At 71.6% G+C, this 26,825-nt stretch carries 24 protein-coding genes and 1 rRNA gene; 17 read left to right on the top strand and 8 right to left on the bottom strand.

Features of this window, described 5'->3' with window-relative positions:
• Positions 1-10: 10 nt before the first annotated feature.
• Positions 11-127 (top strand): 5S ribosomal RNA (gene rrf / locus ACLJQM_RS39735).
• Between the two features lie 54 nt (positions 128-181).
• On the opposite strand, the gene ACLJQM_RS39730 is transcribed toward rrf, so the two are convergent.
• Positions 182-622: an Lrp/AsnC family transcriptional regulator gene (locus ACLJQM_RS39730; protein ID WP_247014387.1), complete on the bottom strand. Its 441-nt coding sequence runs from the start codon at positions 620-622 to the stop codon at positions 182-184.
• A 111-nt stretch (positions 623-733) separates the two neighbouring features.
• Between ACLJQM_RS39730 and ACLJQM_RS39725 the strand changes: the two genes are divergently transcribed.
• The 6 genes from ACLJQM_RS39725 to ACLJQM_RS39700 all read left to right on the top strand — a co-directional run bounded on the left by ACLJQM_RS39725 (position 734) and on the right by ACLJQM_RS39700 (position 7,187).
• Positions 734-1,156, top strand: a complete 423-nt coding sequence (locus ACLJQM_RS39725) for a rhodanese-like domain-containing protein (RefSeq protein ID WP_410635468.1) — start codon at positions 734-736, stop codon at positions 1,154-1,156.
• A gap of 15 nt (positions 1,157-1,171) precedes the next feature.
• The gene (locus ACLJQM_RS39720) at positions 1,172-1,921 is read left to right on the top strand and encodes a type 1 glutamine amidotransferase (protein ID WP_360779240.1); all 750 of its coding nucleotides are present in this window, start codon (positions 1,172-1,174) and stop codon (positions 1,919-1,921) included.
• Between the two features lie 97 nt (positions 1,922-2,018).
• Complete coding sequence (locus ACLJQM_RS39715) at positions 2,019-3,152, top strand: inorganic phosphate transporter (RefSeq protein WP_247014384.1); 1,134 nt, start codon at positions 2,019-2,021, stop codon at positions 3,150-3,152.
• 29 nt (positions 3,153-3,181) lie between these two features.
• Positions 3,182-6,154, top strand: coding sequence for a bifunctional [glutamine synthetase] adenylyltransferase/[glutamine synthetase]-adenylyl-L-tyrosine phosphorylase (locus ACLJQM_RS39710; RefSeq protein ID WP_410635467.1), 2,973 nt, complete (start codon positions 3,182-3,184; stop codon positions 6,152-6,154).
• A gap of 14 nt (positions 6,155-6,168) precedes the next feature.
• Positions 6,169-6,594: an acyl-CoA thioesterase gene (locus ACLJQM_RS39705; RefSeq protein WP_360779234.1), complete on the top strand. Its 426-nt coding sequence runs from the start codon at positions 6,169-6,171 to the stop codon at positions 6,592-6,594.
• Positions 6,591-7,187, top strand: a complete 597-nt coding sequence (locus ACLJQM_RS39700) for a GNAT family N-acetyltransferase (RefSeq protein ID WP_410635466.1) — start codon at positions 6,591-6,593, stop codon at positions 7,185-7,187. The genes ACLJQM_RS39705 and ACLJQM_RS39700 overlap by 4 nt, the downstream gene beginning before the upstream one ends.
• Before the next feature lie 190 nt (positions 7,188-7,377).
• Here the strand turns inward: ACLJQM_RS39700 and glnA are convergent, their stop codons facing one another.
• Positions 7,378-8,802: a type I glutamate--ammonia ligase gene (gene glnA / locus ACLJQM_RS39695; protein ID WP_247014381.1), complete on the bottom strand. Its 1,425-nt coding sequence runs from the start codon at positions 8,800-8,802 to the stop codon at positions 7,378-7,380.
• 270 nt (positions 8,803-9,072) lie between these two features.
• Between glnA and ACLJQM_RS39690 the strand changes: the two genes are divergently transcribed.
• The gene (locus ACLJQM_RS39690) at positions 9,073-9,462 is read left to right on the top strand and encodes an RDD family protein (RefSeq protein WP_410635474.1); all 390 of its coding nucleotides are present in this window, start codon (positions 9,073-9,075) and stop codon (positions 9,460-9,462) included.
• A gap of 59 nt (positions 9,463-9,521) precedes the next feature.
• On the opposite strand, the gene ACLJQM_RS39685 is transcribed toward ACLJQM_RS39690, so the two are convergent.
• Positions 9,522-10,250: a DUF4191 domain-containing protein gene (locus ACLJQM_RS39685; protein ID WP_247014380.1), complete on the bottom strand. Its 729-nt coding sequence runs from the start codon at positions 10,248-10,250 to the stop codon at positions 9,522-9,524.
• A gap of 65 nt (positions 10,251-10,315) precedes the next feature.
• On the opposite strand from ACLJQM_RS39685, the gene ACLJQM_RS39680 reads away from it, so the two are divergent.
• The 6 genes from ACLJQM_RS39680 (at position 10,316) to ACLJQM_RS39655 (ending at position 15,135) form a co-directional block, all read left to right on the top strand.
• On the top strand, positions 10,316-12,406 hold the full coding sequence (locus ACLJQM_RS39680; RefSeq protein ID WP_247014379.1) for an ATP-dependent DNA helicase UvrD2: 2,091 nt from the start codon (positions 10,316-10,318) through the stop codon (positions 12,404-12,406).
• A 570-nt stretch (positions 12,407-12,976) separates the two neighbouring features.
• The gene (locus tag ACLJQM_RS39675) at positions 12,977-13,234 is read left to right on the top strand and encodes a hypothetical protein (RefSeq protein WP_247014378.1); all 258 of its coding nucleotides are present in this window, start codon (positions 12,977-12,979) and stop codon (positions 13,232-13,234) included.
• A gap of 151 nt (positions 13,235-13,385) precedes the next feature.
• The gene (locus ACLJQM_RS39670; RefSeq protein WP_360779225.1) at positions 13,386-13,742 is read left to right on the top strand and encodes a WhiB family transcriptional regulator; all 357 of its coding nucleotides are present in this window, start codon (positions 13,386-13,388) and stop codon (positions 13,740-13,742) included.
• Entirely contained in the window at positions 13,739-13,993 is a 255-nt protein-coding gene (locus tag ACLJQM_RS39665) for a hypothetical protein (RefSeq protein ID WP_247014376.1), read from the top strand. Before ACLJQM_RS39670 ends, ACLJQM_RS39665 begins: the two co-directional genes overlap by 4 nt.
• Positions 13,994-14,083: 90 nt before the next feature.
• Positions 14,084-14,956 (top strand): class I SAM-dependent methyltransferase, encoded by an 873-nt coding sequence (locus tag ACLJQM_RS39660; protein WP_410635465.1) that lies wholly within the window; start codon positions 14,084-14,086, stop codon positions 14,954-14,956.
• Entirely contained in the window at positions 14,953-15,135 is a 183-nt protein-coding gene (locus tag ACLJQM_RS39655) for a hypothetical protein (RefSeq protein ID WP_410635464.1), read from the top strand. The genes ACLJQM_RS39660 and ACLJQM_RS39655 overlap by 4 nt, the downstream gene beginning before the upstream one ends.
• A 576-nt stretch (positions 15,136-15,711) precedes the next feature.
• On the opposite strand, the gene ACLJQM_RS39650 is transcribed toward ACLJQM_RS39655, so the two are convergent.
• From ACLJQM_RS39650 to ACLJQM_RS39640, 3 genes are all read right to left on the bottom strand, one after another.
• Positions 15,712-16,599, bottom strand: a complete 888-nt coding sequence (locus ACLJQM_RS39650) for a hypothetical protein (RefSeq protein WP_410635462.1) — start codon at positions 16,597-16,599, stop codon at positions 15,712-15,714.
• A 162-nt stretch (positions 16,600-16,761) separates the two neighbouring features.
• Positions 16,762-18,102 carry an ABC1 kinase family protein gene (locus ACLJQM_RS39645; protein ID WP_360779215.1) on the bottom strand — a complete coding sequence of 447 codons (1,341 nt, stop codon included), beginning with the start codon at positions 18,100-18,102 and terminating at the stop codon, positions 16,762-16,764.
• A gap of 52 nt (positions 18,103-18,154) precedes the next feature.
• Positions 18,155-19,210: a ThiF family adenylyltransferase gene (locus ACLJQM_RS39640; RefSeq protein WP_360779212.1), complete on the bottom strand. Its 1,056-nt coding sequence runs from the start codon at positions 19,208-19,210 to the stop codon at positions 18,155-18,157.
• A 230-nt stretch (positions 19,211-19,440) separates the two neighbouring features.
• Between ACLJQM_RS39640 and ACLJQM_RS39635 the strand changes: the two genes are divergently transcribed.
• A complete protein-coding gene (locus ACLJQM_RS39635) occupies positions 19,441-19,950 on the top strand; it encodes a M48 family metallopeptidase (RefSeq protein ID WP_247025317.1) in 510 nt (169 codons plus the stop codon).
• 526 nt (positions 19,951-20,476) lie between these two features.
• On the opposite strand, the gene ACLJQM_RS39630 is transcribed toward ACLJQM_RS39635, so the two are convergent.
• Positions 20,477-21,907: a zinc-dependent metalloprotease gene (locus tag ACLJQM_RS39630; protein WP_410635460.1), complete on the bottom strand. Its 1,431-nt coding sequence runs from the start codon at positions 21,905-21,907 to the stop codon at positions 20,477-20,479.
• 181 nt (positions 21,908-22,088) lie between these two features.
• Here ACLJQM_RS39630 and ACLJQM_RS39625 point away from each other — a divergent pair, with 181 nt between their 5' ends.
• Positions 22,089-23,114, top strand: coding sequence for a PDZ domain-containing protein (locus ACLJQM_RS39625; RefSeq protein ID WP_410635473.1), 1,026 nt, complete (start codon positions 22,089-22,091; stop codon positions 23,112-23,114).
• On the opposite strand, the gene ACLJQM_RS39620 is transcribed toward ACLJQM_RS39625, so the two are convergent.
• Entirely contained in the window at positions 23,111-23,650 is a 540-nt protein-coding gene (locus ACLJQM_RS39620; RefSeq protein ID WP_360779205.1) for a PPA1309 family protein, read from the bottom strand. The genes ACLJQM_RS39625 and ACLJQM_RS39620 overlap by 4 nt on opposite strands.
• 149 nt (positions 23,651-23,799) lie before the next feature.
• Here ACLJQM_RS39620 and ACLJQM_RS39615 point away from each other — a divergent pair, with 149 nt between their 5' ends.
• A complete protein-coding gene (locus ACLJQM_RS39615) occupies positions 23,800-26,802 on the top strand; it encodes a UPF0182 family protein (RefSeq protein WP_410635459.1) in 3,003 nt (1,000 codons plus the stop codon).
• Positions 26,803-26,825 lie beyond the last annotated feature (23 nt).

Here is a 26,825-nt window from a genome sequence, read left to right as displayed (position 1 = left end):
TTCGGAGTGTTTCGGTGGTTTTAGCGTCAGGGAAACGCCCGGTCCCATTCCGAACCCGGAAGCTAAGCTTGACAGCGCCGATGGTACTGCAACCGAAGGGTTGTGGGAGAGTAGGACACCGCCGAACTTACTTGGGAAGAGCCCCGGTAGAGGACCAGTTTTGGTTCTCCCGGGGCTTTTTTCATGCCCGCGACACGGGACGCCGGCGCAGCGGCGAGGACAGCACCAGCGACGTCGTCGTCTCGCCGTACCGCTGCACCTTCTCGACGAGCTCCTCGAGCTCGCCCGTGCTCCGGCACAGCACCCGCAGGATCCAGCACTCGTCACCCGTGATGTGGTCCGCGGCGATCACCTGGGGCAGCGGCAGCACCGCCGTCCGGAAGCGCGGGGTGTCCAGGCTCCGCACGCGGGCCCGCACCAGCGCCTCGATCGGCCGTCCCAGCTTGCTCGTGTCCACCTGGGCCGTGTAGCCGGTGATCACGCCGCGCTCCTCGAGCCGGCGCACCCGCTCGGTCACCGCCGAGCCCGACAGCGACACCCGGCGGCCCAGCTCGGAAAAGCTCAGCCTGCCGTCCGACTGGAGCAGCTCCAGCAGGTGCCAATCGACGTCGTCGAGGTCCACCGCGATTCTCCCTGCTGTGCCCGGCCAGAACGCGGAAATCCCCGGCGCACCGGGGTTCCCGCCCCGATTCTCCTCTGTGCCCGCGGCCCCGCCACCAGCAGGATTCTCTTCATGACACGCACCCTCACCGTCCCCGCCCCGGCGCCGGACCTCGCCACCGCCTACTTCGGCGCCGAGCTCGCGTTCGAAGTCGACCCCGACGACCTCGTCCGCGACCTCGAAGCCGGCCACACGGACGGCTACGTGATCGTCGAGACGCGCGCGCCCGAGGCGTTCGCCCAGGCGCGCATCCCCGGCGCGGTCAACCTGCCCTACCGCGACCTGACCGCCGAAAGCACGAAGCACCTCGACCGGAACGTCGTCTACGTCTGCTACTGCGAGAGCACCCACTGCAACGCCGCCACCAAGGGCGCGCTCAAGCTGGCTCAGCTGGGGTTCCGGGTGAAGCGGCTCTCCGGCGGCATCACGAGCTGGATCGCGGCCGGCTACCCCGTCGAAGGGACCGCGGCCCCCGGGATCCGCTGCGCCTGCTGACCTACCCTGGAAACCGTGACACGATTGCTGATCATCCAGCCGGACGCGTCGGATCCGCTCGGTCCCCTCGGCGACTGGCTGACCGAAGCCGGCGCGGAACTCGACGTCCGGCTGCCGCCGACCGATGAGCTGCCCGCGGACCTCGACGGCTACCGGGGTGTCGTCGTCCTCGGCGGCGGCATGGGCGCGGAGGACGACGCGAAGCACCCGTGGCTCGCCGACGTCCGGCGGCTGCTGTCGAAGGCGGCGGCGAAGCAGCTCCCCACCCTCGGGATCTGCCTCGGCGCGCAGCTGCTGGCCGTCGCGACCGGCGGCCGCGTCGAGGCCGGGGTGGACGGCCCCGAGGTCGGTCCGCACCTCGTCGCCAAGAAGGACGCGGCGTGGACCGATCCGCTCTTCGCCGACCTGCCGCTGATGCAGGACGTCCTGCAGTTCCACAACGACGTCATCACCCGGCTCCCGCCCGGCGCCGAACTGCTCGCGTCCGCTCCGCGCTACACGAACCAGGCTTTCCGGTTCGGCCGTTGTGTCTACGGCGTCCAGTTCCACATCGAGACGACGCCCGCCGTCGTCGAGAGCTGGGCCGCGGAAAGCCCGCAGGAGGCGGAATTCGCTCGTCCGGGCTCACTCGAGCGCGACGTGCTGACCACAGTGCACGCCGACATCGCCGAAACCTGGGGTCCGTTCGCGCAGCGGTTCGTCCGGTTGGCCGCCGGTGACCTCGAGCCCGCCGCCGAGAGTCAACGCCGGTTACCGCTGGCTTAACGGCAGATGTCACAAACAGCTACGGCCTGTTAACGCCAGGCGTCACCCGTCAGGTACCTTGCGGGAAGAGTCCCCACAAGGGCGTTCGGAGGTCGGGGTGGAGCCCTCGTTGCTGGTCGTGATCGTGGTCGTCACGGCTTTGGTATTCGATTTCACGAACGGGTTCCACGACACCGCGAACTCGATGGCGACGTCGATCGCCACCGGCGCGCTCCGGCCGCGGGTGGCCGTCGCGATCTCCGCGGTGCTGAACCTGGTCGGTGCTTTCCTGTCGGTGGAGGTCGCCAAGACGATCTCCAGCGGCCTGGTCGACGACACGAAGATCGGCCCGTCGATCGTCTTCGGCGGGTTGATCGGCGCGATCGTCTGGAACCTCGTGACGTGGTTCGTCGGCCTGCCGTCGAGTTCGTCGCACGCGCTGTTCGGCGGCCTGATCGGCGCCACCTGGGTTTCGGCGGGCGCCGACTCGGTCCACTTCGGAAAGATCGTCGAGAAGGTCCTCGTGCCCGCGGCGGCGAGCCCGGTGATCGCCGGCCTCGTCGCGATGGTCGCGACCTACCTCGTCTACCGGTTCCTGGTCCGGGGCCGCCCGGCCACGCGCGGCTTCAAGGTCGGCCAGATCGTCTCGGCGTCACTGGTCTCGCTCGCGCACGGCACGAACGACGCGCAGAAGACGATGGGCGTCATCACGCTCACGCTCGTCAGCGCCGGCAGCCTCCCGTCGGGGGCCGCCCCGCCGGTCTGGGTGATCATCAGCGCCGCGTGCGCCCTCGCGGCCGGCACGTACCTCGGCGGCTGGCGCATCACCCACACCCTCGGCAAGGGCCTGACCGACATCGAGGGCCCGCAGGGCTTCGCCGCCCAGACGAGCTCGGCGCTGGTCATCCTGATCTCGTCGCGGCTGGGCTTCCCGCTCTCGACGACGCACGTCTGCTCGGGCGGCATCGTCGGCTCCGGCGTCGGCCGCCGGGAAGCACCCGTCCGCTGGCGGATGGCCGGCCGGATGGTCGTCGCGTGGCTGTTCACGCTGCCCGCGGCCGCGATCGTCGGCGCGATCTCCGGCAAGATCGCTTCGCTCGGCAACGCGGGCACCATCGCCGTCGGCGTGGCCGGCCTCGGCGTGGGCGTCGGCATCTACCTGCTTTCGCGCCGCCACCCCGTGACCGCGCACAGCTTCCAGGTGCCGGAGCCGACGCCCGCCGATACCGAACCGGGCCGCCTGGCCGCCTGAGCCGGATTCCCCGGCTACGGTGTTCGGTGATGGCAGACCGCGCGCGAACGACCGCTTCGGCGGCGAGGTACGGCTTCACCGATTCCCGTGCCGAGAGTCAGTTGCGCGCGGCCGGTTGGTGGGACGACGCCGGCCCGGTCGCCGCGGCCGCCGACGTGCTCGCGGCGTTGTCCCGCGCGGCCGACCCGGACCTCGCGCTGCGTGGTCTGGACCGCATCCGCGAAGCCGACGACACCGAGTGGAGCCGGCTCGAAGAGCAGCTGCGCGCCAACCGGACGTTCCGCGGCCGGCTCCTCGGCGTGCTCGGCACGTCGAGCGCGCTCGCCGACTTCCTCGCCGCGAATCCCGACCAGTGGCACTCGCTCACGGCCGACAAGTGCACCGACTCCGCCTGCTACCGGGAAGCCCTGCGCACGGCGCTGCTGCGTGACGACGCCGTGCTGACCGGGCTCGAAGCCGAGCAGGCCCTCAAGATCGGCTACCGCGGCCAGCTGCTCGGCATCGCCGCCGCCGACCTGGGCCACCTCGTCGAGGCCGGGCTCGAGCACCCGAGCTACGCCGAGGTCGCGGCCCAGCTGACCGAGCTCGCGGAAGCCGCGCTGGCCGCCGGGCTGGTGGTGGCCGAAGCCGAAGTCGGGAAGCCGGTCGAAGGCACCCTCGCCGTGATCGCCATGGGCAAGTGCGGCGGCCGGGAGCTCAACTACGTCAGCGACGTCGACGTCATCTTCGTCGGTGAAGGCGACCTCGGCGTGGCCACGAGGCTGGCGAGCACGATGATGCGCGTCGTCGGCAAGGCGTGCTTCGAGGTCGACGCGGCGCTGCGCCCCGAAGGCAAGGCCGGCGCGCTCGTCCGCACCCTGGAAAGCCACCACGGCTACTACCAGAAGTGGGCCAAGACGTGGGAGTTCCAGGCGCTGCTGAAGGCGCGCCCGGTGGCCGGCGACGCCGAGCTCGGCCGCCAGTACGCCGAGATGGTCGCGCCGCTGGTGTGGTCCGCGGCCGACCGGGACAACTTCGTCGACGAGGTGCAGCAGATGCGCCGCCGCGTCGAGGGTCACGTGCCGTCCGAGCACGCCGAGCGCGAGCTGAAGCTCGGCCGCGGCGGCCTGCGGGACGTCGAGTTCGCCGTCCAGCTGCTGCAGCTCGTGCACGGCCGGATCGACGCGGACCTGCGCTCGCCGTCCACGATGGACGCGCTCGCGGCGCTCGGCGAAGGCGGCTACGTCGGCCGCCAGGACGCCGCCGAACTGGGCGCGTCGTACAAGTTCCTGCGGATGCTCGAACACCGCCTGCAGCTGCGGCGGCTGCGCCGGACGCACCTGTTCCCGGCGGCGTCGGAGACCGCCGAGCTGCGGATTCTGGCCCGCGCCAGCGGCATCAAGCCGGCCGGGGGCAAGAGCCCCGGCGACGCGCTGCTCGCGGAGTTCAAGCGGCACGGCCAGGGCATCCGCCGCCTGCACGAAAAGATCTTCTACCGGCCGCTGCTGCAGTCCGTCGCGAACGTGCCGACCGAGGCGCTGCGCCTGACCACCAAGCAGGCCGCCAGCCGGCTCGCCGCGCTCGGCTACACCGCGCCCGACGGGGCGCTGCAGCACATCAAGGCCCTCACTTCGGGCGTCTCGCGCCGCGCGGCGATCCAGCAGGCGCTGCTGCCGGTGCTGCTCGACCTGCTCGCCGACACCCCCGATCCCGACGGCGGGTTGCTGTCGTACCGGAAGGTGTCCGAGGCGCTCCAGGACACGCCCTGGTACCTGCGGGTGCTGCGCGACGAGGGCACGGTCGTCGAGAACCTGGCGCTGCTGCTCGGCACGTCCCGGCTGGTGCCGGATCTGCTGGTCCGCGCCCCGGAGGTGCTGCGCTTGCTCGGCGACCCGGCCCGGTTGCTGGGCCGCACGCCCGCCGAGGTCGCGACGTCGCTGCGGGCCACCGTCCGCCGTCAGCCCGGGGTGAACGCGGCCGTCGCCGCGGCGCGCTCGCTGCGCCGGCACGAACTGCTGCGCGTCGCCTGCGCGGACCTGCTCGGCCTGCTCGACGTGCCCGCAGTGTGCGAAGCGCTGTCGAGCGTCTGGGTGGCCGTGCTGCAGGGCGCGCTGGCCGCGGCGTTCCGCCAGCGCCAGGCCGAGCTGGGCAAGACGCCGGCGCGCATCGCGGTCATCGGCATGGGCCGCCTCGGCGGCGCCGAACTCGGCTACGGCTCCGACGCCGACGTCCTCTTCGTGTGCGAGCCGTCCGAAGGGGTTTCGGACGCCGACGCGGTGAAGTTCGCGTCGTCGGTGGCGGAGAGCGTCCGGAAGATGCTGGGCGCGCCGAGCTCTGACCCGGCCCTGGTCGTCGACGCCGACCTGCGGCCCGAGGGCCGGAGCGGGCCGCTGGTGCGCACGCTCGAGTCGTACCGCGCGTACTACGCCCGGTGGGGCGAGGTGTGGGAGACGCAGGCGCTGCTGCGCGCCCGCTTCATCGCCGGCGACGACGACCTCGGCGAGCGGTTCATCGCGATGATCGACCCGATCCGCTACCCGGAAAACGGCCTGGACGCGACGAAGGCGCGGGAGATCCGCCGCATCAAGGCGCGCGTGGAGACGGAACGGATGCCGCGCGGCGCGGACCCGACCCGCCACACGAAGCTGGGCCGCGGCGGCCTCGCCGACGTCGAGTGGACGGTCCAGCTCCTCCAGCTCCAGCACGCGGGTTCGGTTCCGGGCCTGCGGACGACGTCGACGCTGGACGCGCTGGCGGTGCTGCCGGAAGCGGGCCTGGCCCAGCAGTCCGAAGCGGACTCGCTGCGCGAGGCGTGGCTGCTGGCGACCCGGGTGCGCAACGCGGGGATGCTGGTGCGCGGCAAGGCGGTCGACGAGGTCCCGGGCTCGGGCCGCGACCTGGCCGCGGTGGCCCGCGTCCTCGGCCACCCGGCGACGGCCGACCCGGGCGAGTTCCTCGACACCTACCGCCGCATCACCCGGCGGGCGCACACGGTGGTGGAGCACTTGTTCTACGAGGCCTGACCTACAGTGGCCTGGTGACCGATCGCGAGCCGTTCCGGACCCGGATCAAGGTCCGGCACTACGAGCTGGACACCCTGGGCCACCTCAACCACGCCGTCTACCACTCGTACGGCGAGGTCTCCCGCCTGGAGCTGCTGGAGAAGGCGGGCGCGCTGAAGGGCCTGCCGGGCGTGGCATCGGTGCTGCTGGAGACCAACGTGGTGTTCCGCCGCGAACTCCGCGCGGGCGACGAGGTCGACGTGACGTGCGACGTCAAGTTCGGCAGCGGCAAGACGTTCAAGATGGACTCGAACATCTACAAGCTGGACGGCACACTGGCCGCGGAGATCAGCTGCACGCTGGGGCTGATGGACCTGGAGCTCCGCAAGCTGGTCCCGGACCCGAGAGGCCGCTTCGAAGCGGCGGGCGCGGACCTGCGCGTGCTGTCGACGGCGGAATGATCCGTCCCGCGGTTTCCGCTGACTGGCCGTCGATCTGGCCGATCATCTCCGAGGTCGCCACGGCGCAGGAGACGATGCCGTACGACCCGGCGCTCTCCTCGGAAGCGGCCCGCCTTTCCTGGCTGCTCCCGGCCCCCGCCCGGGTTGTGGTCTTCACCGAGGGCGACTCGGTGCTGGGGACGGCGAACATGTACGCCAACCGCCCGGGCCCGGGCAGCCACATCGCGTCCGGCAGCCTGGTGGTGGCGGCGTCGGCCCGGGGCCGGGGAGTGGGCCGGGAACTGGCGACGGACATGATCGCGTGGGCCCGCGAGTCGGGCTTCGCGGCGCTCCAGTTCAACGCGGTGGTGGAGACGAACACGGCGGCGATCTCGTTGTACGAAAGCCTGGGCTTCACGACGCTGGGCGTCGCCCCGGGAGCGTTCCGCCACCCGCACCACGGCGACGTGGGTCTGCGCTCGATGTGGCTGGACCTGCACTGGAACGAGAAACGCCGGCGGATTGCGCAAGCTCCCGACTGGTGTGCTCGACCTCGCGGACCTGACGCTCGGTGTCACCGATGGCCGTGCGCTGGGCACGCACGTTGCCCATGACCGAGAGCGCTGCCGCACGCAACGACGTGCTCCGCCGGGACGACGCCGCGCGAGGCGGTGAGCGCACAAAGAACGGGACGGCGGTCGGGGTGTTCCCCTCGACCGCCGTCCCGTGTCTGGTGGGCCGCCGTCAGCCGGCGGCCTGGCGAGGACTCCGACCGGGGAAACCCTGGTCAAAGCCCCGCGCCGATCACACGTCGTAGTACAGGCTGAACTCGTACGGGTGCGGGCGCAGGCGCAGCGGGTCGATCTCGTTGTCGCGCTTGTACGAGATCCACGTGTCGATCACGTCCGGCGTGAACACGCCGCCCTCGAGGAGGTACTCGTGGTCCGCCTCGAGCGTGTCGAGCACCGTGCCGAGGTCGCCCGGGACCAGCTTGACGTCCTTGGCCTCCTCCGGCGGGAGCTCGTACAGGTCCTTGTCGATGGGGTCCGGCGGCTCGATCTTGTTCTTGATGCCGTCGAGGCCGGCCATCATCATCGCCGAGAAGGCCAGGTACGGGTTGCCCGACGAGTCCGGGCAGCGGAACTCGGCGCGCTTGGCCTTCGGGTTGTTGCCCGTGATCGGGATGCGGACGCACGCCGAACGGTTGCGCTGCGAGTAGACCAGCGAAACCGGGGCCTCGAAGCCCGGGACCAGGCGGTGGTAGGAGTTCACCGTCGGGTTCGTGAAGGCCAGCAGGCTCGGGGCGTGCTTGAGCAGGCCGCCGATGTAGTGGCGCGCGGTGTCCGACAGGCCGGCGTAGCCCGACTCGTCGTGGAACAGCGGCTGGCCGTCCTTCCACAGCGACTGGTGGCAGTGCATGCCCGAGCCGTTGTCGCCCGCGAGCGGCTTCGGCATGAACGTCGCCGTCTTGCCCGCCGCGAACACCGTGTTCTTCACGATGTACTTGAACAGCTGCAGGTCGTCGGCCGCGTGCAGCAGCGTGTTGAACTTGTAGTTGATCTCGGTCTGGCCGGCGGTGCCCACCTCGTGGTGCGCGCGCTCGATCTCGAAACCGATGTTCGTCAGGTTGCGGACGATGTCGTCGCGCAGGTCGGCGAAGTGGTCGACCGGCGGGACGGGGAAGTAGCCGCCCTTGAACTTCGTCTTGTAACCCTGGTTGCCGCCCACCTCGTCGGTGCCGGTGTTCCACCAGCCCTCGACCGAGTCGATCTCGTGGAAGGAGGCGTGCTCGGCGGAGTCGAAGCGGATCGAGTCGAAGATGTAGAACTCGGCTTCGGGACCGAAGTACACGTTGTCGGCGACGCCGTACTCGGCGATGTACTGCTCGGCCTTGCGCGCGATGTTGCGCGGGTCACGGCTGTACGCCTCGCGCGTGAACGGGTCGTGCACGAAGAAGTTGAGCGCGAGCGTCTTCGCCTTGCGGAACGGGTCGATCCGCGCGGTCTCCGCGTCGGGCAGGAGCAGCATGTCCGACTCGTGGATGGACTGGAAGCCGCGCACCGAGCTGCCGTCGAACGCGAGACCCTCTTCGAAGGCTTCTTCCGTGAAGGCCTTGGCGGGGACCGTGAAGTGCTGCATCACGCCGGGCAGGTCGCAGAACTGGACGTCGATGACCTCGACGTCCTGGTCGGCGATGAGGCGCTGGATGTCGTCTGGAGTAGTGGGCACCCTCGGTGACTCCTTCTCGTTCGAGCTCGTACGGCAGTGCTCTCTTCGGCTCACGCTAAAAGCGCGGTGTTGCCCGACCGTCACCCGTATGTTTCGCCGGTGTTAACGGGTGGGTGGATACCGGCTATCCGACCAGGGCGAACGTGGTCTGCGCCACCGGCATACCCTGGACGGGTGGCGAGATGGACCGGTGAATGGCTGCCCGGCACCGGCGAGGGCGGGCAGGCCGAGGCTCGAGACGGCGCGCGCTGGCCGGGTGAGAAGTTCGGTTTGCCCGAATCGGGCGTCGGCTCGGCGGCGACCGGGGGCGCCCGGCTGCTCGCGCTGATCGTCGACCTCGCGGTCGCGGCCCTGGTCACGGCCATCTTCCTGCACCCGAGCCTGCAGGACCCGGCCGCGATGCAGGTGTTCAACCTCTGGTCCGGCGGGGTCTGGGCGATCATCTCGGTCGTCTCGGCCGGCTTCTTCGGCTTCACCCCCGGCATGGGCGTCGTCGGCATCCGCGTCGCCCGGCTCGACGGCGCCGCGCTGGTCGGCCCGCCGCGCGCGCTGGTCCGGGCGGTGCTGACGTTCTTCATCATCCCGGCGGCGGTCCGCAACGCCGACGGCCGCAGCTGGCTCGACCGGCTGACCGGCACCGTCGTCGTCCGGCTGCGCTGACCCCGCTCACGAGAAAGGCCCCGTCCGGGGCGCGGACGGGGCCTTCGTCGTGAGCGGGGTCAGCGGCGGCGGATCGTCCGCTGGACGTTGCGCATCTTCGCGCCGGCCGGCATCGGGCCCTTCGGCATCGCCGCGCCGCGGTTGCCGAGAGCGGCGAGCTTCGCCTCGAGCGCGTCGACCTGGGCGGGCTTGAGGTTGCGCGGCAGCTTCATCAGGTAGCCCTGGAGCTTCTTCAGCGGGATCTGCTTCTCTTCGTGCCCGATGATCACGTCGTAGATCGGCGTCTCGCCGACCAGGCGGGAGACGCGCTTCTTCTCCTGGGCGAGGAGGGTCTTCACGCGGTGCGGCGCACCCTCGGCGACCAGCACCACGCCCGGGCCGCCCAGCACGCGGTGCACCGCGTCGAGCTGGGTGGTCGCCGCGACGGTCGGCGTCACCTTCCACTTGCCGCGGAGGTTCTCCAGCGCCCACGCCGCGGCGCCGGGCTGGCCGTCGGCCTTCGAGTAGACCGTCTTCTGGACGCGCCTGCCGAAGATGACCATGGCGAGCAGGGCGCCGAGCACGATGCCCAGCGGCAGCAGCACCCACTGCGAGTCGAAGAAGAACCCGATCCCGAACAGGACGCCGGCGACGACGACGATCGAGCCGGCCATCCACGGGATGAGCCACGGGTCTTCCTTGCGCTGCATCTTGAAGGCCTCGAAGAGCTGGCCACGGCGTGCCTTGCTCGCCGCGCGCTTCTCCTTCTTGGCCTGCTTGGCCGCTTCCTTGTCCTGCTGTCCCGCCATATGACCAGGATACGGCCGCGTGCCCCTGCCCCGATTCCCCGTCCCCCTCTGCGAGGATGCGGGACGTGACTGGCGTACTTTCCCCGAAGGGCCGCTCCCGCCTGCTCGATGGTCTCGACCCCGAGCAGCATGCCGCCGCCAGTGCCCCCCGCGGGCCGGTCTGCGTGCTCGCCGGAGCCGGCACGGGCAAGACCCGCACGATCACCCACCGGATCGCCCACCTGGTCGGGTCCGGGCACGTTTCCGCAGGTCAGGTGCTTGCCGTCACGTTCACGACGCGGGCCGCGGGCGAGATGCGGACCCGGCTGCGCGGCCTCGGCGTCGACGCGGCGCAGGCCCTGACGTTCCACGCCGCCGCCCGCCGCCAGCTGCGGTACTTCTGGCCGCGCGTGGTCGGCGACCGGCCGTGGGATCTGCTGGACAACAAGCTGCGGTTCGTCGGCCAGGCCGCGAACCGGGCGAAGCTCGGCACCGAGGTCGAGGTCCTGCGCGACCTGGCGAGCGAGATCGAGTGGGCGAAGGCGTCGCTGGTCAGCCCGGACGACTACCCGGCCGTCACCGCGCGCGCCCAGCGGGACATCCCGGCGCCGGCCGCGCAGATCGCCGAGGTCTACCGGACGTACGAAGAGCTGAAGAACGCGGCGCAGGTCCTCGACTTCGACGACCTCCTCCTGCACACGACGGCGGTGCTGGAGGAGCACGGCGTCGTCGCCGAGGAGTTCCGAGACCGCTACCGCTGCTTCGTCGTCGACGAGTACCAGGACGTGACGCCGCTGCAGCAGCGCCTGCTCGACGCGTGGCTCGGCGGCCGCGACGACCTGACCGTCGTCGGCGACGCCAACCAGACCATCTACTCCTTCGGCGGCGCGTCGCCGAAGGCGCTGCTGGAGTTCACGCGGCGCTACCCGGAGGCCACCGTCGTCCGCCTCGAGCGCGACTACCGCTCGACGCCCGAGGTCGTCTCGCTGGCGAACCGTGTGATCGGCGCAGCGCGCGGCCGCCCGGCGGGCTCGCGGCTGAAGCTGATCGGCCAGCGCCCGTCGGGCCCGGAGCCGCGCTTCGCCGAGTTCGACGACGAGGCGGTCGAGGCGGAGGCCGTCGCGCGGCGCATCCGCGAGCTGCTGGACGGCGGCGTGCCGGCCAGCGAGATCGCGATCCTCTACCGCGTGAACGCCCAGTCCGGGGCGTACGAGTCGGCGCTGTCCGACGCCGGCATCCCGTACCTGGTCCGCGGCGGCGAGCGCTTCTTCAACCGGACCGAGGTCCGCCAGGCGATGTCGGCCCTGCGCGCGGCGAGCGGCGACGTCAGTTCCGACCTGGTCACGACGGTCCGGTCGGTCCTCGCCCGCGTCGGCCTCACGGAGTCCCCGCCCGCCGGCGGCGCGGCGAAGGAGCGCTGGGACGCGCTGCTGGCGATCGTCGAGCTCGCCGAAGAGCTCGCCTCGACGGTCGCGGACGCGGACCTGCCCCGCTTCTGCGCGGAGCTCGACCAGCGCGCGGCGGCCCAGCACCCCCCGACGGTCGAGGGCGTGACGCTGGCTTCGCTGCACGCGGCGAAGGGCCTGGAGTGGGACGCGGTGTTCCTGGTCGGCCTGGCCGAGGGCACGATGCCGATCCTCCACGCGGGCGACGACGAGGCCGCGATCGAGGAGGAGCGCCGCCTCTTCTACGTCGGCGTGACGCGCGCCCGCGAGCACCTGTGGCTGTCGTGGGCCCTGGCCCGCACGCCGGGCGGACGGCGCAACCGACGCCGCAGCCGCTTCCTGTACGGCCTGATCCCGGAGGACCACCCGGCCGCCCGCGCGGCGAGGTCCCAGCAGAAGCCGATGGCGGCGAACCCGGTGAAGACCCGCTGCCGCGTGTGCGGCGGCCCCCTGCTGGAGACCCTCGAGGTCAAGCTCGGCCGCTGCGGCCGGTGTCCGTCCACAGTGGACGAAGGATTGCTGGAGCGCCTGAAGTCCTGGCGCGGCGAGCGCGCCCGGGAGCTGAAGGTGCCGGCGTTCGTCGTGTTCACCGACACGACGTTGATGGCGATCGCGGAGCAGCGCCCGACGGACGAGGCGGGCTTGGTGACGATCTCGGGCATCGGCGCGACGAAGCTCGAGCGGTTCGGCACCGAGATCCTCGGGGTGGTCCGGGCGTCGACGGAGTCCTGAGCCGGCTGGCGCCGATCCCTCTCTGGGCTCGCGCGATGGGGTCGACCCGGCCTGGACGTGGGCTCGGCGCTGCTCGCTCCGGGTGGGCCGGGTGGGCCGGGTGGTCGGGCACGCGGGCGCGGCCGGCGTGACTCGTGTGGCTGCCGGGGTGCCGGTGTCGTGTGCGCGGCGTGCTGGGGCTGCGGGGGTGTCCGGTGTCGTGTGCGCGGCGTGCGGGTGCCGTTCGTGCGGCCGCGCGGCTTGTCCGGTGTCGTTCGCGCGGCGGGCGCGTCCCTCGGTAGTGGCTTCGCGGCGGGATGTGCGCGGCTCCTGCGGCCGACCTGCGCGCCTCGGGCGGTGGGCCCGCGCCGATGCGGTGTTGACCGCGTCCGAGCCATGATCGACGCGGCGAACCCGCTGCTCAGGGGCGATCTTCGTATCTTCGAGGATTTTCCCGTTAATTGAGTTGCCTCGGTGAGGTGGGGAGCAATAACCTGCCAGTACCGAGCCCGAAGGGCTCGGCTGGGGATCCACGTTGACAGCGCCGCTCGGCGGCCGCGTGTGCAGAGTACAGAAGGAGGTGCCGGTGAAATGACCATCAACCTGACGCTCACGAACCCGGGCACCCGTCTGTCCTGCGCCGCGGAAGTTGCGGCTGCTCAGCGCCCGGGCACCGGTGTGTCCGTGAGCGCGCACGGGATCCGTGGCATGCGCCGTGTCGAGCGGCGTTGGGCCACCGGTGTCGTCGTCTTCGGGACGCAGGGCGTTCTCGCCGCGTACCCGCAGGCTGATCTGCCGACCGTCAAGCAGTTCCGTGTTCCGTTGTCGATACGGGAGCGAAGTTCCTGACCTAGTCAGGACACGAGGCTCACGAAGGCCGCGGAACCGGAAAACCCGGATCCGCGGCCTTCGTGTTTTTGGCTGCACAACCCCAAGAGGAACAGCGTTGCCCAGCTCAAGCACCCACTCGCAATCCCGTACGACTCAAGGAGGAACCACCATGTCATCGGCCGTCGCCTACACCTCCGGTGAGGCAATATTCGCCGACCTGCTCGACCCGATCGCCGTCCCCGACGTGGCGCTGCCCTGCCGTTCGGGCGACGCGGACCTCTGGTTCGCGGAGTCCCCGGCCGAGCTCGAGCGCGCGAAGACCCAGTGCGCCGACTGCCCGGTGCGCGAGGCCTGCCTGGCCGGCGCGCTGGCCCGGCGTGAGCCGTGGGGCGTCTGGGGTGGCGAGATCTTCGAGCGCGGCGTCGTGATCGCGCGCAAGCGGCCCCGTGGCCGTCCGCGCAAGAACGCCACCGTCGAGCCCGCCGCGGCCAAGGCCCGCGGTGATCACCGGAGCGCCGCCGCATGAGCGTCGAACCGGTCACGACCAGGGATTACGAAGCACACACCAGCGGTGAACCGCTGCAGTTGACGAAGACCGAGATCGAGGAGATCAGCGAGATGTTGCTGTACGAAGAACTGTCGAGGGCCCGAATACGGGATCTCGAAGAGGGGGTCCGCGCGCAGCGGGCCCGAGGTGGCGCACGCGCCGTCCGCCGGTGGAGCCGAGTAGCCCGATGGGCGGCCCGACGCGCGGAGCGGTACCAGGACCAGAACTGAGCGCAGGGCCCCTGCCGCCTTCGGGTGGCGGGGGCCTTCGCGCGCGCTTCGTCCGGCTCCCCGGCGAGAACGCTGGTGTTCAATGGGCTGATGTCCGGACACACCCACCACGACATCGACTGGGCCGACCGCCTGGCCCAGTTGCGCATGGCCGACGCACTCGACGCGGAAGCACTCGCGCCCGTCGCCCGGCGACTGCTCTCCGCGGTCGGTGCGCGGCCGACCGTCGTCGACGTCGGCTCCGGGGCCGGCGGCATGAGCGTGCTCTTCGCGCGCGAGCTCGCCCGCGCGGGCGGGGGCGCCGTCGTGCTCGTCGACGCGACGCCGGAACTGCTGGCCGAGGCCCAGCGGGCGGTCACCGAGGCAGCCGGTGGCGCCGTCGACGTCGTCGCCCGGCGTGCGGACCTCGCCGATCCCGGCCTGGCCGGGCAGGTGCCCGCCGCCGATCTCGTGTGGGCCGCCGGCGTCGTGCACCACGTCGGCGACCAGCAGGCCGCGCTCCGCACGCTGGCCGGTCTGCTCCGGCCGGGCGGGGTGCTCGCCATCGCCGAAGGCGGCCTCGACCTGCGATGCCTGCCCTGGGAGCTCGGCGTCGGCCGGCCCGGACTGGAGCAACGGCTGCTCGCCGCACGGGGCGAGTGGTTCGCCCGGATGCGGACCGAGACCGACGGCAGTGTCGCCATGCCCTACGGCTGGACCCGCGCGCTTCGCGAAGCCGGACTCGAGGACGTCGAGTCGTTCGGCGCGCTCATCGACCACCCGGCGCCGGGTTCGGACCGGCTGCGCGAGTACGTGCTGCAGCGCGTCGGGTGGCTCGCCGAGTCGGTCGGGGAGTGGCTTGCGGCCGACGATCGCGAGGCCGTCGCCGCGCTGACCGACCCGCGGAGCCCGGACTTCCTCGGCCACCGGGACGACCTTTTCCTGTTCGGCGCCAAGGCAATCCACTGTGGACGGTCGCGGTGAGCGCCCTGGAATCGCCGACGTGCACCCGCTGCGGTCGCCGTCGCTCGGACGACGATCCGGCTACGGCACTCGCATGGGTCTCGACGCGCGAGCGCGGCGCGCTGCGGTGGCTGTGCCCGGACTGCGCTCGGCAGCACGTGCGCGACATCGAGGGCAAGCTGCCCGACGAGTATTGGTGATCGATTCAGCCTCCTGAGGAGTCGGTCGGCCCGGGCACGAGTCGGGTCGCGCCTGGTTTCGGTGGTCGGTGCTCGGGCCTTCGGTGGGTTGGCGGGCGCGGGGCTCGGTGGGGCGCGAGTCGCCCGGGTGGAGCGGGTTGCCGGCCGGCGGCCGGGGCGGCTTGGCGGGCTTGCGGGCGTGCGCAGGGTCCGTGGGACGCGAGTCGCTCGGGTGGATTGGGCTCGGGTGGATTGGGCTGTCGGCCGGCCGCGAGGTGGCGCCGGGCCGGCTCGGCTGGTTTGGCGAGTGGGCAGGTTCAGCGGGGCGCGAGTCGTCGGGTGGAGCGGGCCGGCGGGCGGCGGCTGGGTGGGCGCCGGGCCGGCTTGGCGGGCTTGCGGGTGCGAGCAGGCTCAGTGGGGCGCGAGTCGCCCGGGTGAAGCGGGCCGTCGGCCGGTGGCTGAGTGGGCGCAGGCCGGCTTGGCGGGTGCGGGCAGACTCGGTGGTCGAGAGCCGCATGGGGGCCGAGCGCGGCCGGGAAGTGTTCGTGCTCGATCTGGCCTCCTGTGGGGTGGTCGGGTTCGGTGGGGCCGGGGGTGTCAGGCCGCGTCGCCCGAGGTGGACATCGGGATGGCGCGGACCCGGGGGCGAGGTGTGCGGGACGCGTCGCCGTACGCCCGGGCCAGTTCCTGGGCCACCTCGTGGGGGACCTGGCGCAGCTGGCGGACCGTGCAGCGGACCAGGACGATGCCGGTCGCTGCCAGGGCCAGGTGGCTGAAGCCGCCGGAGGGGCCGGGGCCGCAGCGGTACTGCCAGGCGAGGCCTTGCTCGTCCCACCATGCGTCGGCCTGGCCGATGCGGCGGCCTCGGCGGTCGCAGATCGTCATGTCCCAGTTCGGCGGTGGGAGGCGAGCCGTCTCCAGGACTCGGGTGGCGAGGCCGTGCGCCTGGATCGGGCCCTCGTCCAGGTCACGCAGCACCCGCCGAACCGCCGACGTGCCGCGTTGGGGGCCCGTGTCGAGCTCCTGCACCAGCTCCTGGCGGTCGCACAGACCCCAGTAGAGCGGCAGCGTCAGCAGGTGGCGGATCCGCGCCGGATCCGGCTCCGCTCGCGCCAAGTCGAGGGCGGCCCTGGCCGGCGGGGCGAACGGCAGGCCGTCGACCTGGACCGGGGACGGCAGCCGGGCCGTGCGGGCCGCGCGGACGCCTTCGCACGCCACCACCCGGCAATGATCCGGCACCAGCAGCCGGATCTCCTCCGACGGCGGGCACTTCACGCCGTGGGCCTGCAGCGCGTCCGCGCCGGTGATCACCACCTGCGGCCCGTACCGCACCAGCGCGGCGTGCAGCAGCTGCTGCCGCGTCGGAGCCGTGTTGCGCAGCAGGACGACGCCGGGGTGCAGGCGGCGCCACGGCCCGCCGGGGCCGCAGAGCCGCCTGGTTCTTCGGTCGGACACCCCGGCCCTTCGCAACTGTTCGAGGTTCATCACCTCGCACGTGCCGGGGTTACTGAGGGACAGTGGGTCGGTGCACTGAGTAGCAGCCATGCATCGAGCATGACGGCTCCGCCAACCGGGTGGAACAGCCTCCCCGCCGCCTGTGGACAACTCGGCGGCAACCACCCCTTCGCGGCCCCGCCTGTGGACAACTCAGCCGGCGAAACCCGGCTGCCAGCGCTCCACGATGCCGCGTGCCGGGATCTCCGCGTCGAGCTGGCAGAGGATGCCCGTCGAACCCGCCGTCACCCGGTGGATCATCAGGTACTCGGGTGGCAGGTTCAGCGAACGGCCGACCCGGAAGTCGTTGCCGCGGCTGTCGCCCACCCGCCAGGCCTGCTTCTGCATCCACCGGCGGGTGAAGTGGAAAGTCGGCTCGGCCAGCGGCTCGGTGAACGGCGCGAGGTACGCGAGCACCTCGTCCGCGGTCAGGTCGCTGTCCGGCCGGATGAAGCGGTTCTCCCGCAGCAGGCGCATCAGGTCCGCGGACTCGCCGTCGAGGGCCAGCCTCGTCATCTCGCCCAGGTGGCGGGGGATGCCCTCGGGCAGCCGGGCGACGCCGCCGAAGTCGATGACGCACAGCCTGCCGTCGGCCGTGATCATGAAGTTGCCGGGGTGCGGGTCGGAGTGCAGCAGGTGGACGCGCTCGGGCGAGGAGTAGTGGAACTCCGCCAGCAGCCGGCCCGCCAGGTTGCGGGTCTCGCGGTCGCCGTCCGCGATCACCTTGGACAGCGGGGTGCCGGTGGCCCACTCCGTCACGACGACCTTCGGCGCGCTCGCCACCACCCGGGGCACCAGGATGCCGGGATCGCCGTCGAACGCCTTCGCGAAGGCGCGCTGGTGCTGCGCCTCGGCCTGGTAGTCGAGCTCCTCGTTCATCCGCTCGGCGAGCTCGGCCAGCAGCGGCTTGACCTCGGTGCCGGGCACGAACGCCTGGAACAGCCGGCTGAACCGCTGCAGCTGCCGCAGGTCGCTGCGCAGCGCTTCGTCGGCGCCCGGGTACTGCACCTTGACGGCGACCTCGCGGCCGTCGTGCCAGACCGCGCGGTGGACCTGGCCGATGCTCGCGGCCGCCGCCGGCTCGTCGTCGAACGACGCGAACCGGCTGGTCCAGGTGCGGCCCAGCTGCTCGGCGAGCACCCGGTGGGTCTGCCGGACGGGCATCGGCGGCGCGGCGGCCTGCAGCTTCGTCAGGGCCTCGCGGTAGGGCTTCGCCATGTCGTCCGGCACCGCCGCCTCGAACACGCTCAGCGCCTGGCCGAACTTCATCGCCCCGCCCTTGAGCGTGCCGAGCACCTCGAACAGCTGCTCGGCGGCCTTGGCCGAAAGCGTCGCGTTCACCTGTTCCGCGCTCTGGCCCGCGAGCCTCTTGCCCCACCCGCCGACCGCCCGGCCGGCGATGCCGAGCGGGAGACTGGCGAGCTTGGCGGTGCGGGCGGCACCCTTGCGCGGCATCGCGGTGTCGCGGTCGCCCGGGTCGCGGAAGTCGGTCACCCCCGCGATTCTGCCTTGCGTGCACGGGAGTGCGCAGCCTGCTCGCGCGGTCTTAGTGGCCTACGTCTCCTGTCGTAGGGGGTCGCGCGCCGCAACCGCAGCTCGGGTGGGGTGGCCAGCCGCGGTGGCGGATGCGGCCGTCGAAGGCGTCGATCTCGAGCGTCGCGTTCCACACCGGCGGCGCCGGCGCGGCGGGGGAGAGCAGCCGCATGGCCTGGGCGACGGCCAGCGACGCGCACGCGTGGACCGCGCCGAGGTCGGGCCGCTGGTGCCGGCCGACGAGCTGCCCGGCGACGCGGGGCCAGCACGGGTCGAGGTCCGTCCGGTGCAGGTCGGCACAGCGCAGGCACGAGCTGCGGCCCGGCACGACCAGCGGCCCGACGATGCCGGTGCCGTCGCGGACGCGCGCCGGCAGGTGCGGGACGCCGTCCTCCATCAGCTCGGCGACGGCCTCCGGCGCGGGGACGACGGCGTCGGTGAGCAGGGTCAGGTCCGGGTACCGGTCGTGCAGGCGCGTGACGCGGACCTCGGGGTCGACCCGGCGGAGCAGGTCGGCGAGCGCCTGCCGCCTGGTCCGGCCCAGGTCCGCGGTGGTGAAGCCCGACCCCAGGTCGTGCTCGGTGACCGCGCCGGACTGCTGGAGCTCGACGTGCCCGACCCCGGCGTTGGCCAGCAGGACGGCCACCGCGACCGCCACCCGGCCGTTGCCGTGCACCGTGACCGCCGCGGCGCGCCGCCGCTCCGCCAGCGCGAGCTGGTGATGCCGGGCCCGCAGCGACCAGAGGCCGGTTTCGCCGCGCAGCCCCGGGCCTTCGGGGCGGCCGGCGTCGGTGACCAGGCCGAGCGCGGTCAGCTGCCGCAGCAGTGTGCGCAGCTGGTCACGGTGTTCGCTCTCGGCGAGCAGGAGCCGCTCGACGGGCTTGCTGCCGTCGAGCGCGCGTATTCGTGCGGTGAGCTCCGGTGCCAGGTTTTCGACGATCACGCCGTGGCGCGGGTCGAGCCCGATCTGGATCTCGCGCGGGCCTCGTTCGAGCACGGTCAGGCCCGGGAGCAGGGCGGGATGGGTGGGCAGGAGGACCGGGGGCATGTCCGCGGTGGTGAGGAGCATGTCCGCAGGATGGCACCCCGGACCGACCGGAAAGCTCGGGAAGGCGCCGGATCGGCCGAGTTGTCCACAAGTGGAGAGGGCTGTGGACAACTCGGGTCTGTGACCGCAAGTCTCTCGGAGTTGTCGGTGCCTGGCCTTACCGTTGTCGAGTGGTCGAAGCACGCATGCCTTCACTGAGAGGCCGAGGGGACGCGAACCCCTCGTCGGACACACCGGGACACAAGGTCGAAGTGCGGCGCAGCCAGCGCCGGCACCGGACGGTCACCGCGTATTGGAAGGACGACACGCTCGTCGTGCTCATCCCCGCGCGGATGACCAGGGCGGAGGAGAAACACTGGGTCGCCGAGATGGAGCGCAAACTGCAGCGCTCGGAACCACGTCGGCCGGCGTCCCCGAAGACGTCGGACGAAGCTCTGCTCGCGCGTTGCGCGCTGCTGTCGGGCAAGTACCTGGGCGGTGACGCGAGGCCGGCGAGCGTCCGCTGGGTGCCGCCGATGCGCACGAGGTGGGCGTCCTGCACACCGGTCGACGCGACCATCCGGGTCAGCGACCGGCTGCGGAAGGTGCCGCCGTGGGTGCTCGACTACGTGCTGGTGCACGAGCTGGCGCACCTGCGTGAACCCGGGCACGACGCGGCGTTCTGGGCGTTGGTGCAGCGGTACCCGAAGACCGAGCGGGCGATCGGGTACCTGGAGGGGTTGTCGGCGGCCGCCGGGTGGGGGATTTCCCTCGAGGATTGAGCGGTGAGGTGGCCGGGGTGACCTGCGGGTTCGCGGGTTGCCCCGGTTGGTTTCGGGGCGCTGGGAGGGGTGAGTGGGGTGGTTGGTGACGGTGAGGGCCGGGCGGGTGGCTGCGGGCCTTGAGTGGCCGAGTCGGCTGGTGGCTGCGGAGCTTGGGCGGCCCGGGCCGGCCGGTGGTGCCGGCTGGGCGCACGGGAGGTGCGGGCGGGGCCCGGGGGCGCCTGGCGGTGCTGGGTGGCGGGGCGTTGCCCCGCTGAACCGGCTGGCGACGGTGGTGAACGCAGAGGGCCGGTGACCCTCTGCGCAGGTCACCGGCCCTCTGGACCACAGCTCTAGGGCGATCGCGCCCCGGTCGGACTTCCGGCTCGGGAGGGCTGGCCGGCCTCATGGGCTTAGCTCGGGAGGACTGGCTGGCCACGCGGGCTTAGCTCGGGAGGGCCGGTCGGCCACGCGGGCTTAGCTCGGGAGGGCCGGTCGGCCACGCGGGCTTAACTCTGGAGGGCCGGTCAGCCTCGCCGGGGTCGGCTCAGGAGGATTGGCCGCCCTTGTCGGAGTCGGGGTCGGTGTCCGGGGCCTTGTCGGAGCCGGAGCCGGCGGCAGTGTCGGAGTCTGAAGCGGCCGCGGAGTCAGGCTTGGGTGACGGGTTCTTCTTCTCCCGCTCCTCCCGCTCCGTGCGCTCCAGCTCCGCCATCGGGTCCAGGTCGTCCAGTGAGCCGCTCTCGCCCACTCGGTCCGCGAAGTCGATCGGCTCGTCCAGGTCCTCCGCTGTCGGCATCAGGTCCGGGTGGGACCAGAGGCCGTCGCGCTTCTCGGCGCCGTGGCGGTCGCCCACCAGGCTCCACAGGTTGGATGCGTCCCTCATGCGGCGGGGGCGGAGCTCCAGGCCGACCAGGGTCGCGAACGTCTGCTCGGCCGGGCCGCCGGTTGCGCGGCGGCGGCGGAGGGTCTCGCGCAGGGCGTCCGCGCCCGGGAGGCGGTCGCCGACCGCTTCGGCCACCACCACGTCCACCCAGCCTTCGACCAAGGCCAGCAGCGTCTCCAGGCGTCGGAGGGCCGCCTTCTGCTCGTCCGTCGTCTGGGGCTCCAGGAGGCCCGAAGACATGGCCTCTTCGATGCTCGCCGGGTTCGACGGGTCGATGCGGCCGGCCAGGGACTCCAGGGCCGACGTGTCGACCGTGATGCCGTGGGCGAACTCCTCGACCGTCGCGAGCAGGCGCTGGCGCAGCCACGGGACGTGCGTGAACAGGCGCTGGTGGGCGGCCTCGCGGGCGGCCAGGAACACCAGGATCTCGCTGTTCGGCAGCTCCAGGCCGTCGGCGAACTTCTCGATGTTCGCCGGCAGCAGGGCCGATGTTCCGGCGGGGGCCAGCGGGAGGCCGATCTCGGAAGCCGTCAGCATCTCCGAGGCCAGCTGGGCCAGCGCGTTGCCGAGCTGGGAGCCGAAGGCCATGCCGCCCATCTGGCCCATCATCTGCAACAGGGGGCCGGCGGCCTGCTTGGCCTCCTCGGGCAACGCCTGCATCCACGCGCCCGAAATCTGCTGGGCCACCGGGTCGCAGAGGCGCTGCCACGTCGGGAGCGTCTTCTCCACCCAGGTGCGGGGAGACCAGGCGACCGTCGACGTCGCGCCGGCCGGGAAGACCGTTGCCGCGTCGAGCCAGAGCTCGGCGAGGTGGGCGGCGTCGCGGACCGCGGCGTTCGCGTCGTCGCCGCCGCTGAAGCCGAGGCGGCTTTGGCCGGTGTTGCCGGCGCTGCCGAGGGTCTGGAGGGCGATCTGCTTGGCGAGGTCGTAGTTCACCGGCCCGCTGGAAGTACCGGCCTGGCTGAGCATCTGGCCCAGCTGGCTCAGCATCTGCCCGAGCTGGTTGAAGGCCTCGGCGCCCGAAGGCTCCGAGGGGTCGTTCTCACCTCGTTTGTCGGGATCGGACGGTCCGAAGCCGAACGGGGGTTTGCTCATGTGTCCACCGTACGCGGGTCGGCGGCGGTCGAGGGCGTGAACCGGACCCGTGGCGTGGCCTTCACCGAGAAGCGAACGCGGTCACCGTACGCTGTCGGTCGTGACCAAGTCCTCCGAGGAGACCGCCCCCGCGAAGAGCGCGCCGGAACCGGCGGCGGAACCGGCCGGCGAGGCCCGGCGGATGACCCGCCGCGGCTGGACACTCGTGGTCAGCGGCTCGCTGTTCCTGATCTTCGTGGTGCTCGGCTCGGTCGTGCCCGTGCCGTTCGTCGCGATCAGCCCGGGCCCGACCTACGACACGCTGGGTCGCGACGCCGCGGGCAACCCGGTCATCCAGGTCACCGGTCTCGACACCTTCCAGACGACCGGCGAGCTGCGGATGACGACCGTCTCGCTGCACGACGGCGTCACCCTCTTCCAGGGCCTCGGTTTCTGGGCCAGCGGCCGGTACGCGCTCGCGCCGCGCGAGGAGTACTTCAAGCCCGGCGAGACCAACGAGCAGGTCAAGCAGGAGAACATCCAGCAGCTGCAGGACTCGCAGACGAACGCCCAGGTCGCGGCGCTGCGCAAGCTCGGCTACCCGGTCAAGGTGCTGGCGAAGCAGATCGTCTCCGGCAGCCCCGCCGACCACGTGCTCTCGCCCGGCGACAAGCTGATCACCGTCAACGGCAAGAAGATCGTCGAGGCCGCCGACGTCCGGAACGCGCTGGCCGGCACGCTGCCCGGCCAGACCGTGCAGATCACCTTCCAGTCCGACGGCCAGCCCGAACGGACCGTGCCGCTCACGCTCGCCGCGCGCCCGGACCGCAAGGAGGGCTTCATCGGCCTCACCGCGGTCGACCGGGCCGACGCGCCCTTCACCGTCAACATCTCCCTGCAGGACGTCGGCGGCCCGTCGGCCGGCCTGATGTTCACGCTCGCGATCATCGACCGGCTGCAGCCCGGCGACCTGGCCGGCGGGCGGCACATCGCCGGCACCGGCGAGATCACCGAGACCGGTGAGGTCGACCCGATCGGGGGGATCTCGTTCAAGGTCGTCGGCGCGCGCGAGGCCGGCGCGACCGACTTCCTGGTGCCCGAGCACAACTGCGCCGAGGCGAAGACCAACGCGCCGGCCGGGCTCAACCTCATCAAGGTGTCCACACTGGACGACGCGCTCACCCAGCTGGGCAACCTGAAGGCGGGCCGTCCGACGGCCGCCTGCTAGGGGAGCAGCGTCGCCTTGAGCGCTTCGAGCAGGTTCGGCGCCAGGTCCGGGCTCTCGACGATCTCGTCGACCGGCTCCTCGGTGCCGACCCCGCGCAGCCGCATCGCGCAGGCGCCTTCGCCGTCGCGCAGGACCGCGGCCACCAGGCGGGCCTCCGTGCGCTGCGGGTGGTCGGCGGCCGCGCGGCGCAGGCTCTCCGCGTCCGCCTCGGCGACGTCGGGCAGCTCGGACTCCGAGCCCGGCGGCAGCACGATGATCTCCTGCGCCAGCGCGCAGCCGATCACCAGATCGGGCCACGCGATCCGGCCCAGCGCCTCGGCGAGGTCGCCGTCGGGCAGCGCTTCCTGCGCCACCGGCGTCAGCGGGTTCGCCCGGTCCAGCTGCCCGGCCAGCTCCGGCTGCTCGTCCAGCAGCGCCGCCGTCGGCACCAGCGCGAACAGCTGCGGCGGCTGGTCCCAGCCACCCGCGGCCATGAACTCCTCGATCTCACGAGCGAGCGCGGCCACACCGGCCTGTCGCGCTTCGTCTGCTGCCATGCGCACATGGTGTCAGGCCGGCCGGCGCGCGATCTTCGCGAGTCCGGTTTGGGCGGGTCCCGGGAACTTCACGGGGCATCCGTAGAGTTAGGGAATCAGGGGGCGCACGCGCCCCTGTTCAAGTGTTGACGAAGACAGGAGCGTGTGCCGTGGCGACTCGGCCCCCGGTGAGCCTGCCGAAGCTGTCCCGGCGGAGCCGGATCCTCCTCATCATCGCCGCGGTGATCGTGCTGGCGCTGTTGCTCGGGGCCCGCCTCCTCGACACGTACGTCGATTGGCTGTGGTTCGGCGAAGTCGGTGCGCGATCGGTGTTCACCACCCAGGTGGTGACCCGGGTCATCCTGTTCTTCGCCGTCGGCGTGTTCGTCGGCGGAGCGCTCGCGATCAGCCTGATGATCGCCTACCGGACCCGCCCGGTGTTCGTCCCGATCTCCGGCGCGGACGACCCGCTGGCGCGCTACCGCTCGGCGATCGTCGCCCGGATCCGGCTCTTCGGGATCGGCATCCCGGTGCTGACGGGGTTGATCGCCGGTCTGTCCGCGCAGGGCGACTGGCAGGTCGTGCAGCTGTTCCTCAACGGCACCTCGTTCGGCCAGACCGACCCCGAGTTCGGCAACGACGTCGGCTTCTACGCCTTCGACCTGCCGTTCTACAACTGGCTGCTCGGCTGGCTGTTCATCGCCGTCGTCATCTCCTTCTTCGGCGCGCTGATCTCGCACTACGTCTTCGGCGGCATCCGGCTCGCCGGCAAGGGCGGCCAGCTGGCCGGCCCGACCCGCGCGCAGCTCGCCATCACCGTCGGCCTCTTCGTGCTGCTGAAGGCGGCCGAGTACTTCTTCGACCGCTACAACCTGCTGCTGTCCGACCGCGGCGCTCCGCTGTTCATCGGTGCCACCTACACCGACCTGAACGCGGTCCTGCCCGCGAAGCTGATCCTGCTGTGCATTTCGGTGATCTGCGCGGTCGCGTTCTTCGCCGGCGCGTTCCTGCGCAACTTGCAGCTCCCGGCGATCGCGCTGGTGCTGCTCATCCTGTCCAGCATCCTCGTCGGCGTCGCGTGGCCCGCGATCCTCGACCAGTTCTCGGTGAAGCCGAACGCGAACGAGAAGGAAGCGACGTCCATCCAGCGCAACATGGACGCCACCCGCCGCGCGTACGGCCTCACCGACGTCCAGTACCAGCAGTACAACGGCGCGTCGTCGGCCACACCGGACCAGCTGAAGTCCGACAGCGGGACGATGTCGAACATCCGGCTGCTCGACCCGAACATCCTTTCCGACACCTTCACCCAGCGCGTCGGCCGCGAGAACTTCTACGGCTTCCCGGCGAAGCTCGACATCGACCGCTACACCGTCGGCGGCGTGACGCAGGACTACATCGTCGCGGCCAAGGAGATCAAGACCGAGGGCCTGACCGGCAACCAGACGAGCTGGATCAACAAGCACCTCGTCTACACCCACGGCAACGGGTTCGTCGCCGCGCCGGCCAACACCATCGACCGCGCGGTCAAGGACGCCAACTCCGACGGCGGCTACCCGATCGCCACCACCAGCGACACGCAGAACCCAGGGGGCGCCGGTTCGCCCGGGGCGGGCCAGCCCGGCATCGAGGTCAAGGAACCCCGCATCTACTACGGCGAGCTGTCCGCCGCGGAGTCCGACTACGCCATCGTCGGCGGCACCACGGGCAACGCGCCCGGCGAGTACGACACCGCCACCGACCGCTACACCTACAAGGGCACCGGCGGCGTCTCGGTCGACAACTGGTTCAACCGCCTCGCCTTCGCCGCCGAATACGGCGAACGGAACATCCTGTTCTCCGACGCCATCGGCGACAACTCCAAGATCATGTACAACCGCGACCCGCGCGACCGCGTCAGCAAGGTCGCGCCGTGGCTGACCCTCGACGGCGACCCGTACCCGGCCGTCGTCGACGGCAAGATCCAGTGGATCATCGACGGCTACACCACGCTCAACAACTTCCCGTACGCCCAGCAGACGCAGCTGGGCGCGGCCACGAACGACTCCCTCAACGGCGTCGCGCGCCAGGCCAACAGCTCGATCAACTACATCCGCAACTCCGTCAAGGCGACCGTGGACGCCTTCAACGGCACGGTGACGCTGTACTCGATCGACGACAAGGAACCGGTCCTCAACGCCTGGGAGAAGGTCTTCCCCGGCCTCGTGAAGCCCAGCTCCGAGATCTCGCCGGACCTGCGCTCGCACTTCCGCTACCCCGAGGACCTCTTCAAGATCCAGCGCGAACTGCTGTCCCGCTACCACGTCAGCAACCCGCAGGAGTTCTACTCGCAGCAGGCGTTCTGGAGCGTCCCGCAGGACCCGACGGCCGAAGGCGGCTCCAACCCGGCCGCGGCGGGCGCGGCGAACCAGCCCGGTTACTACGTCCTCGCCGACACCCCGGGCCAGAACAAGCCGACGTTCCAGCTGACGAGCTCGCTCACCGGTCTGCAGCGGCAGTACCTGGCGTCGTGGATGTCGGTGTCGTCCGACGCGAACGACTACGGGAAGATCCGCGTCCTGCAACTACCGAGCGCGGCGACCGGGGCGAGCCAGGTCGACGGTCCCGTGCAGGTGCAGAACCGGTTCCAGAGCGATCCACGGGTGGCGCAGGACCGGACGTTGTTCAACAACCCCAACGTCATCCCGATCTACGGCAACCTGATCACGCTCCCGGTCGCGGACGGCTTCCTCTACGTCGAACCCGTCTACATCCGCCAGCGCAACCAGAACAGCTATCCCCAGCTGGCCCGCGTCCTCGTTTCGTACGGGCCGAAGGTGGGTTACGGGGCGACGCTGCAGGAAGCGCTCGACCAGGTCTTCGGGGCCGGCACCGGCGAAGCCACGACCACGCCACCGCAGGCGGGGCAGCCGACGACGACACCGCCCACCACGCCGGCCACGACTCCGACGAACCCGCCCAACGCCGGCGGCGGGAACGCGGCGCTCGACAAGGCGGTCACGGACATCCAGGCGGCCATCGCGAAGCTGAAGGCGGCGCAGCAGTCGGGCAACTTCGCCGACCAGGGTGCTGCGCTCGCGGCGCTCGATGCGGCCGCGAGGGCGTACGAGGCAGCGAAGCCGGCGGCGCCGTCCAGCAGCGCTCCGCCGTCCACCACGCAGCCTGGAGGGTGACGTCAGTTACCTAAGTGGCACCT

Source organism: Amycolatopsis sp. cmx-4-83 (genome assembly GCF_046548815.1).
Taxonomy (GTDB): Bacteria; Actinomycetota; Actinomycetes; order Mycobacteriales; family Pseudonocardiaceae; genus Amycolatopsis; species Amycolatopsis pretoriensis_A.
Note: the sequence above shows the minus strand (reverse complement) of the source record. Positions and strands in the feature narration are given on the sequence as shown.

Excerpts from the sequence above, each read along its gene's own strand:
- ACLJQM_RS39725 (WP_410635468.1), top strand. The coding sequence starts at position 734 with ATGACACGCACCCTCACCGTCCCCGCCCCGGCGCCGGACCTCGCCACC.
- ACLJQM_RS39710 (WP_410635467.1), top strand. The coding sequence starts at position 3,182 with ATGGCAGACCGCGCGCGAACGACCGCTTCGGCGGCGAGGTACGGCTTC.
- ACLJQM_RS39700 (WP_410635466.1), top strand. The coding sequence starts at position 6,591 with ATGATCCGTCCCGCGGTTTCCGCTGACTGGCCGTCGATCTGGCCGATC.
- ACLJQM_RS39685 (WP_247014380.1), bottom strand. The coding sequence starts at position 10,250 with ATGGCGGGACAGCAGGACAAGGAAGCGGCCAAGCAGGCCAAGAAGGAG.
- ACLJQM_RS39675 (WP_247014378.1), top strand. The coding sequence starts at position 12,977 with ATGACCATCAACCTGACGCTCACGAACCCGGGCACCCGTCTGTCCTGC.
- ACLJQM_RS39670 (WP_360779225.1), top strand. The coding sequence starts at position 13,386 with ATGTCATCGGCCGTCGCCTACACCTCCGGTGAGGCAATATTCGCCGAC.
- ACLJQM_RS39665 (WP_247014376.1), top strand. The coding sequence starts at position 13,739 with ATGAGCGTCGAACCGGTCACGACCAGGGATTACGAAGCACACACCAGC.
- ACLJQM_RS39660 (WP_410635465.1), top strand. The coding sequence starts at position 14,084 with ATGTCCGGACACACCCACCACGACATCGACTGGGCCGACCGCCTGGCC.
- ACLJQM_RS39650 (WP_410635462.1), bottom strand. The coding sequence starts at position 16,599 with ATGAACCTCGAACAGTTGCGAAGGGCCGGGGTGTCCGACCGAAGAACC.
- ACLJQM_RS39640 (WP_360779212.1), bottom strand. The coding sequence starts at position 19,210 with ATGCTCCTCACCACCGCGGACATGCCCCCGGTCCTCCTGCCCACCCAT.
- ACLJQM_RS39630 (WP_410635460.1), bottom strand. The coding sequence starts at position 21,907 with ATGAGCAAACCCCCGTTCGGCTTCGGACCGTCCGATCCCGACAAACGA.
- ACLJQM_RS39625 (WP_410635473.1), top strand. The coding sequence starts at position 22,089 with ATGACCCGCCGCGGCTGGACACTCGTGGTCAGCGGCTCGCTGTTCCTG.
- ACLJQM_RS39620 (WP_360779205.1), bottom strand. The coding sequence starts at position 23,650 with ATGGCAGCAGACGAAGCGCGACAGGCCGGTGTGGCCGCGCTCGCTCGT.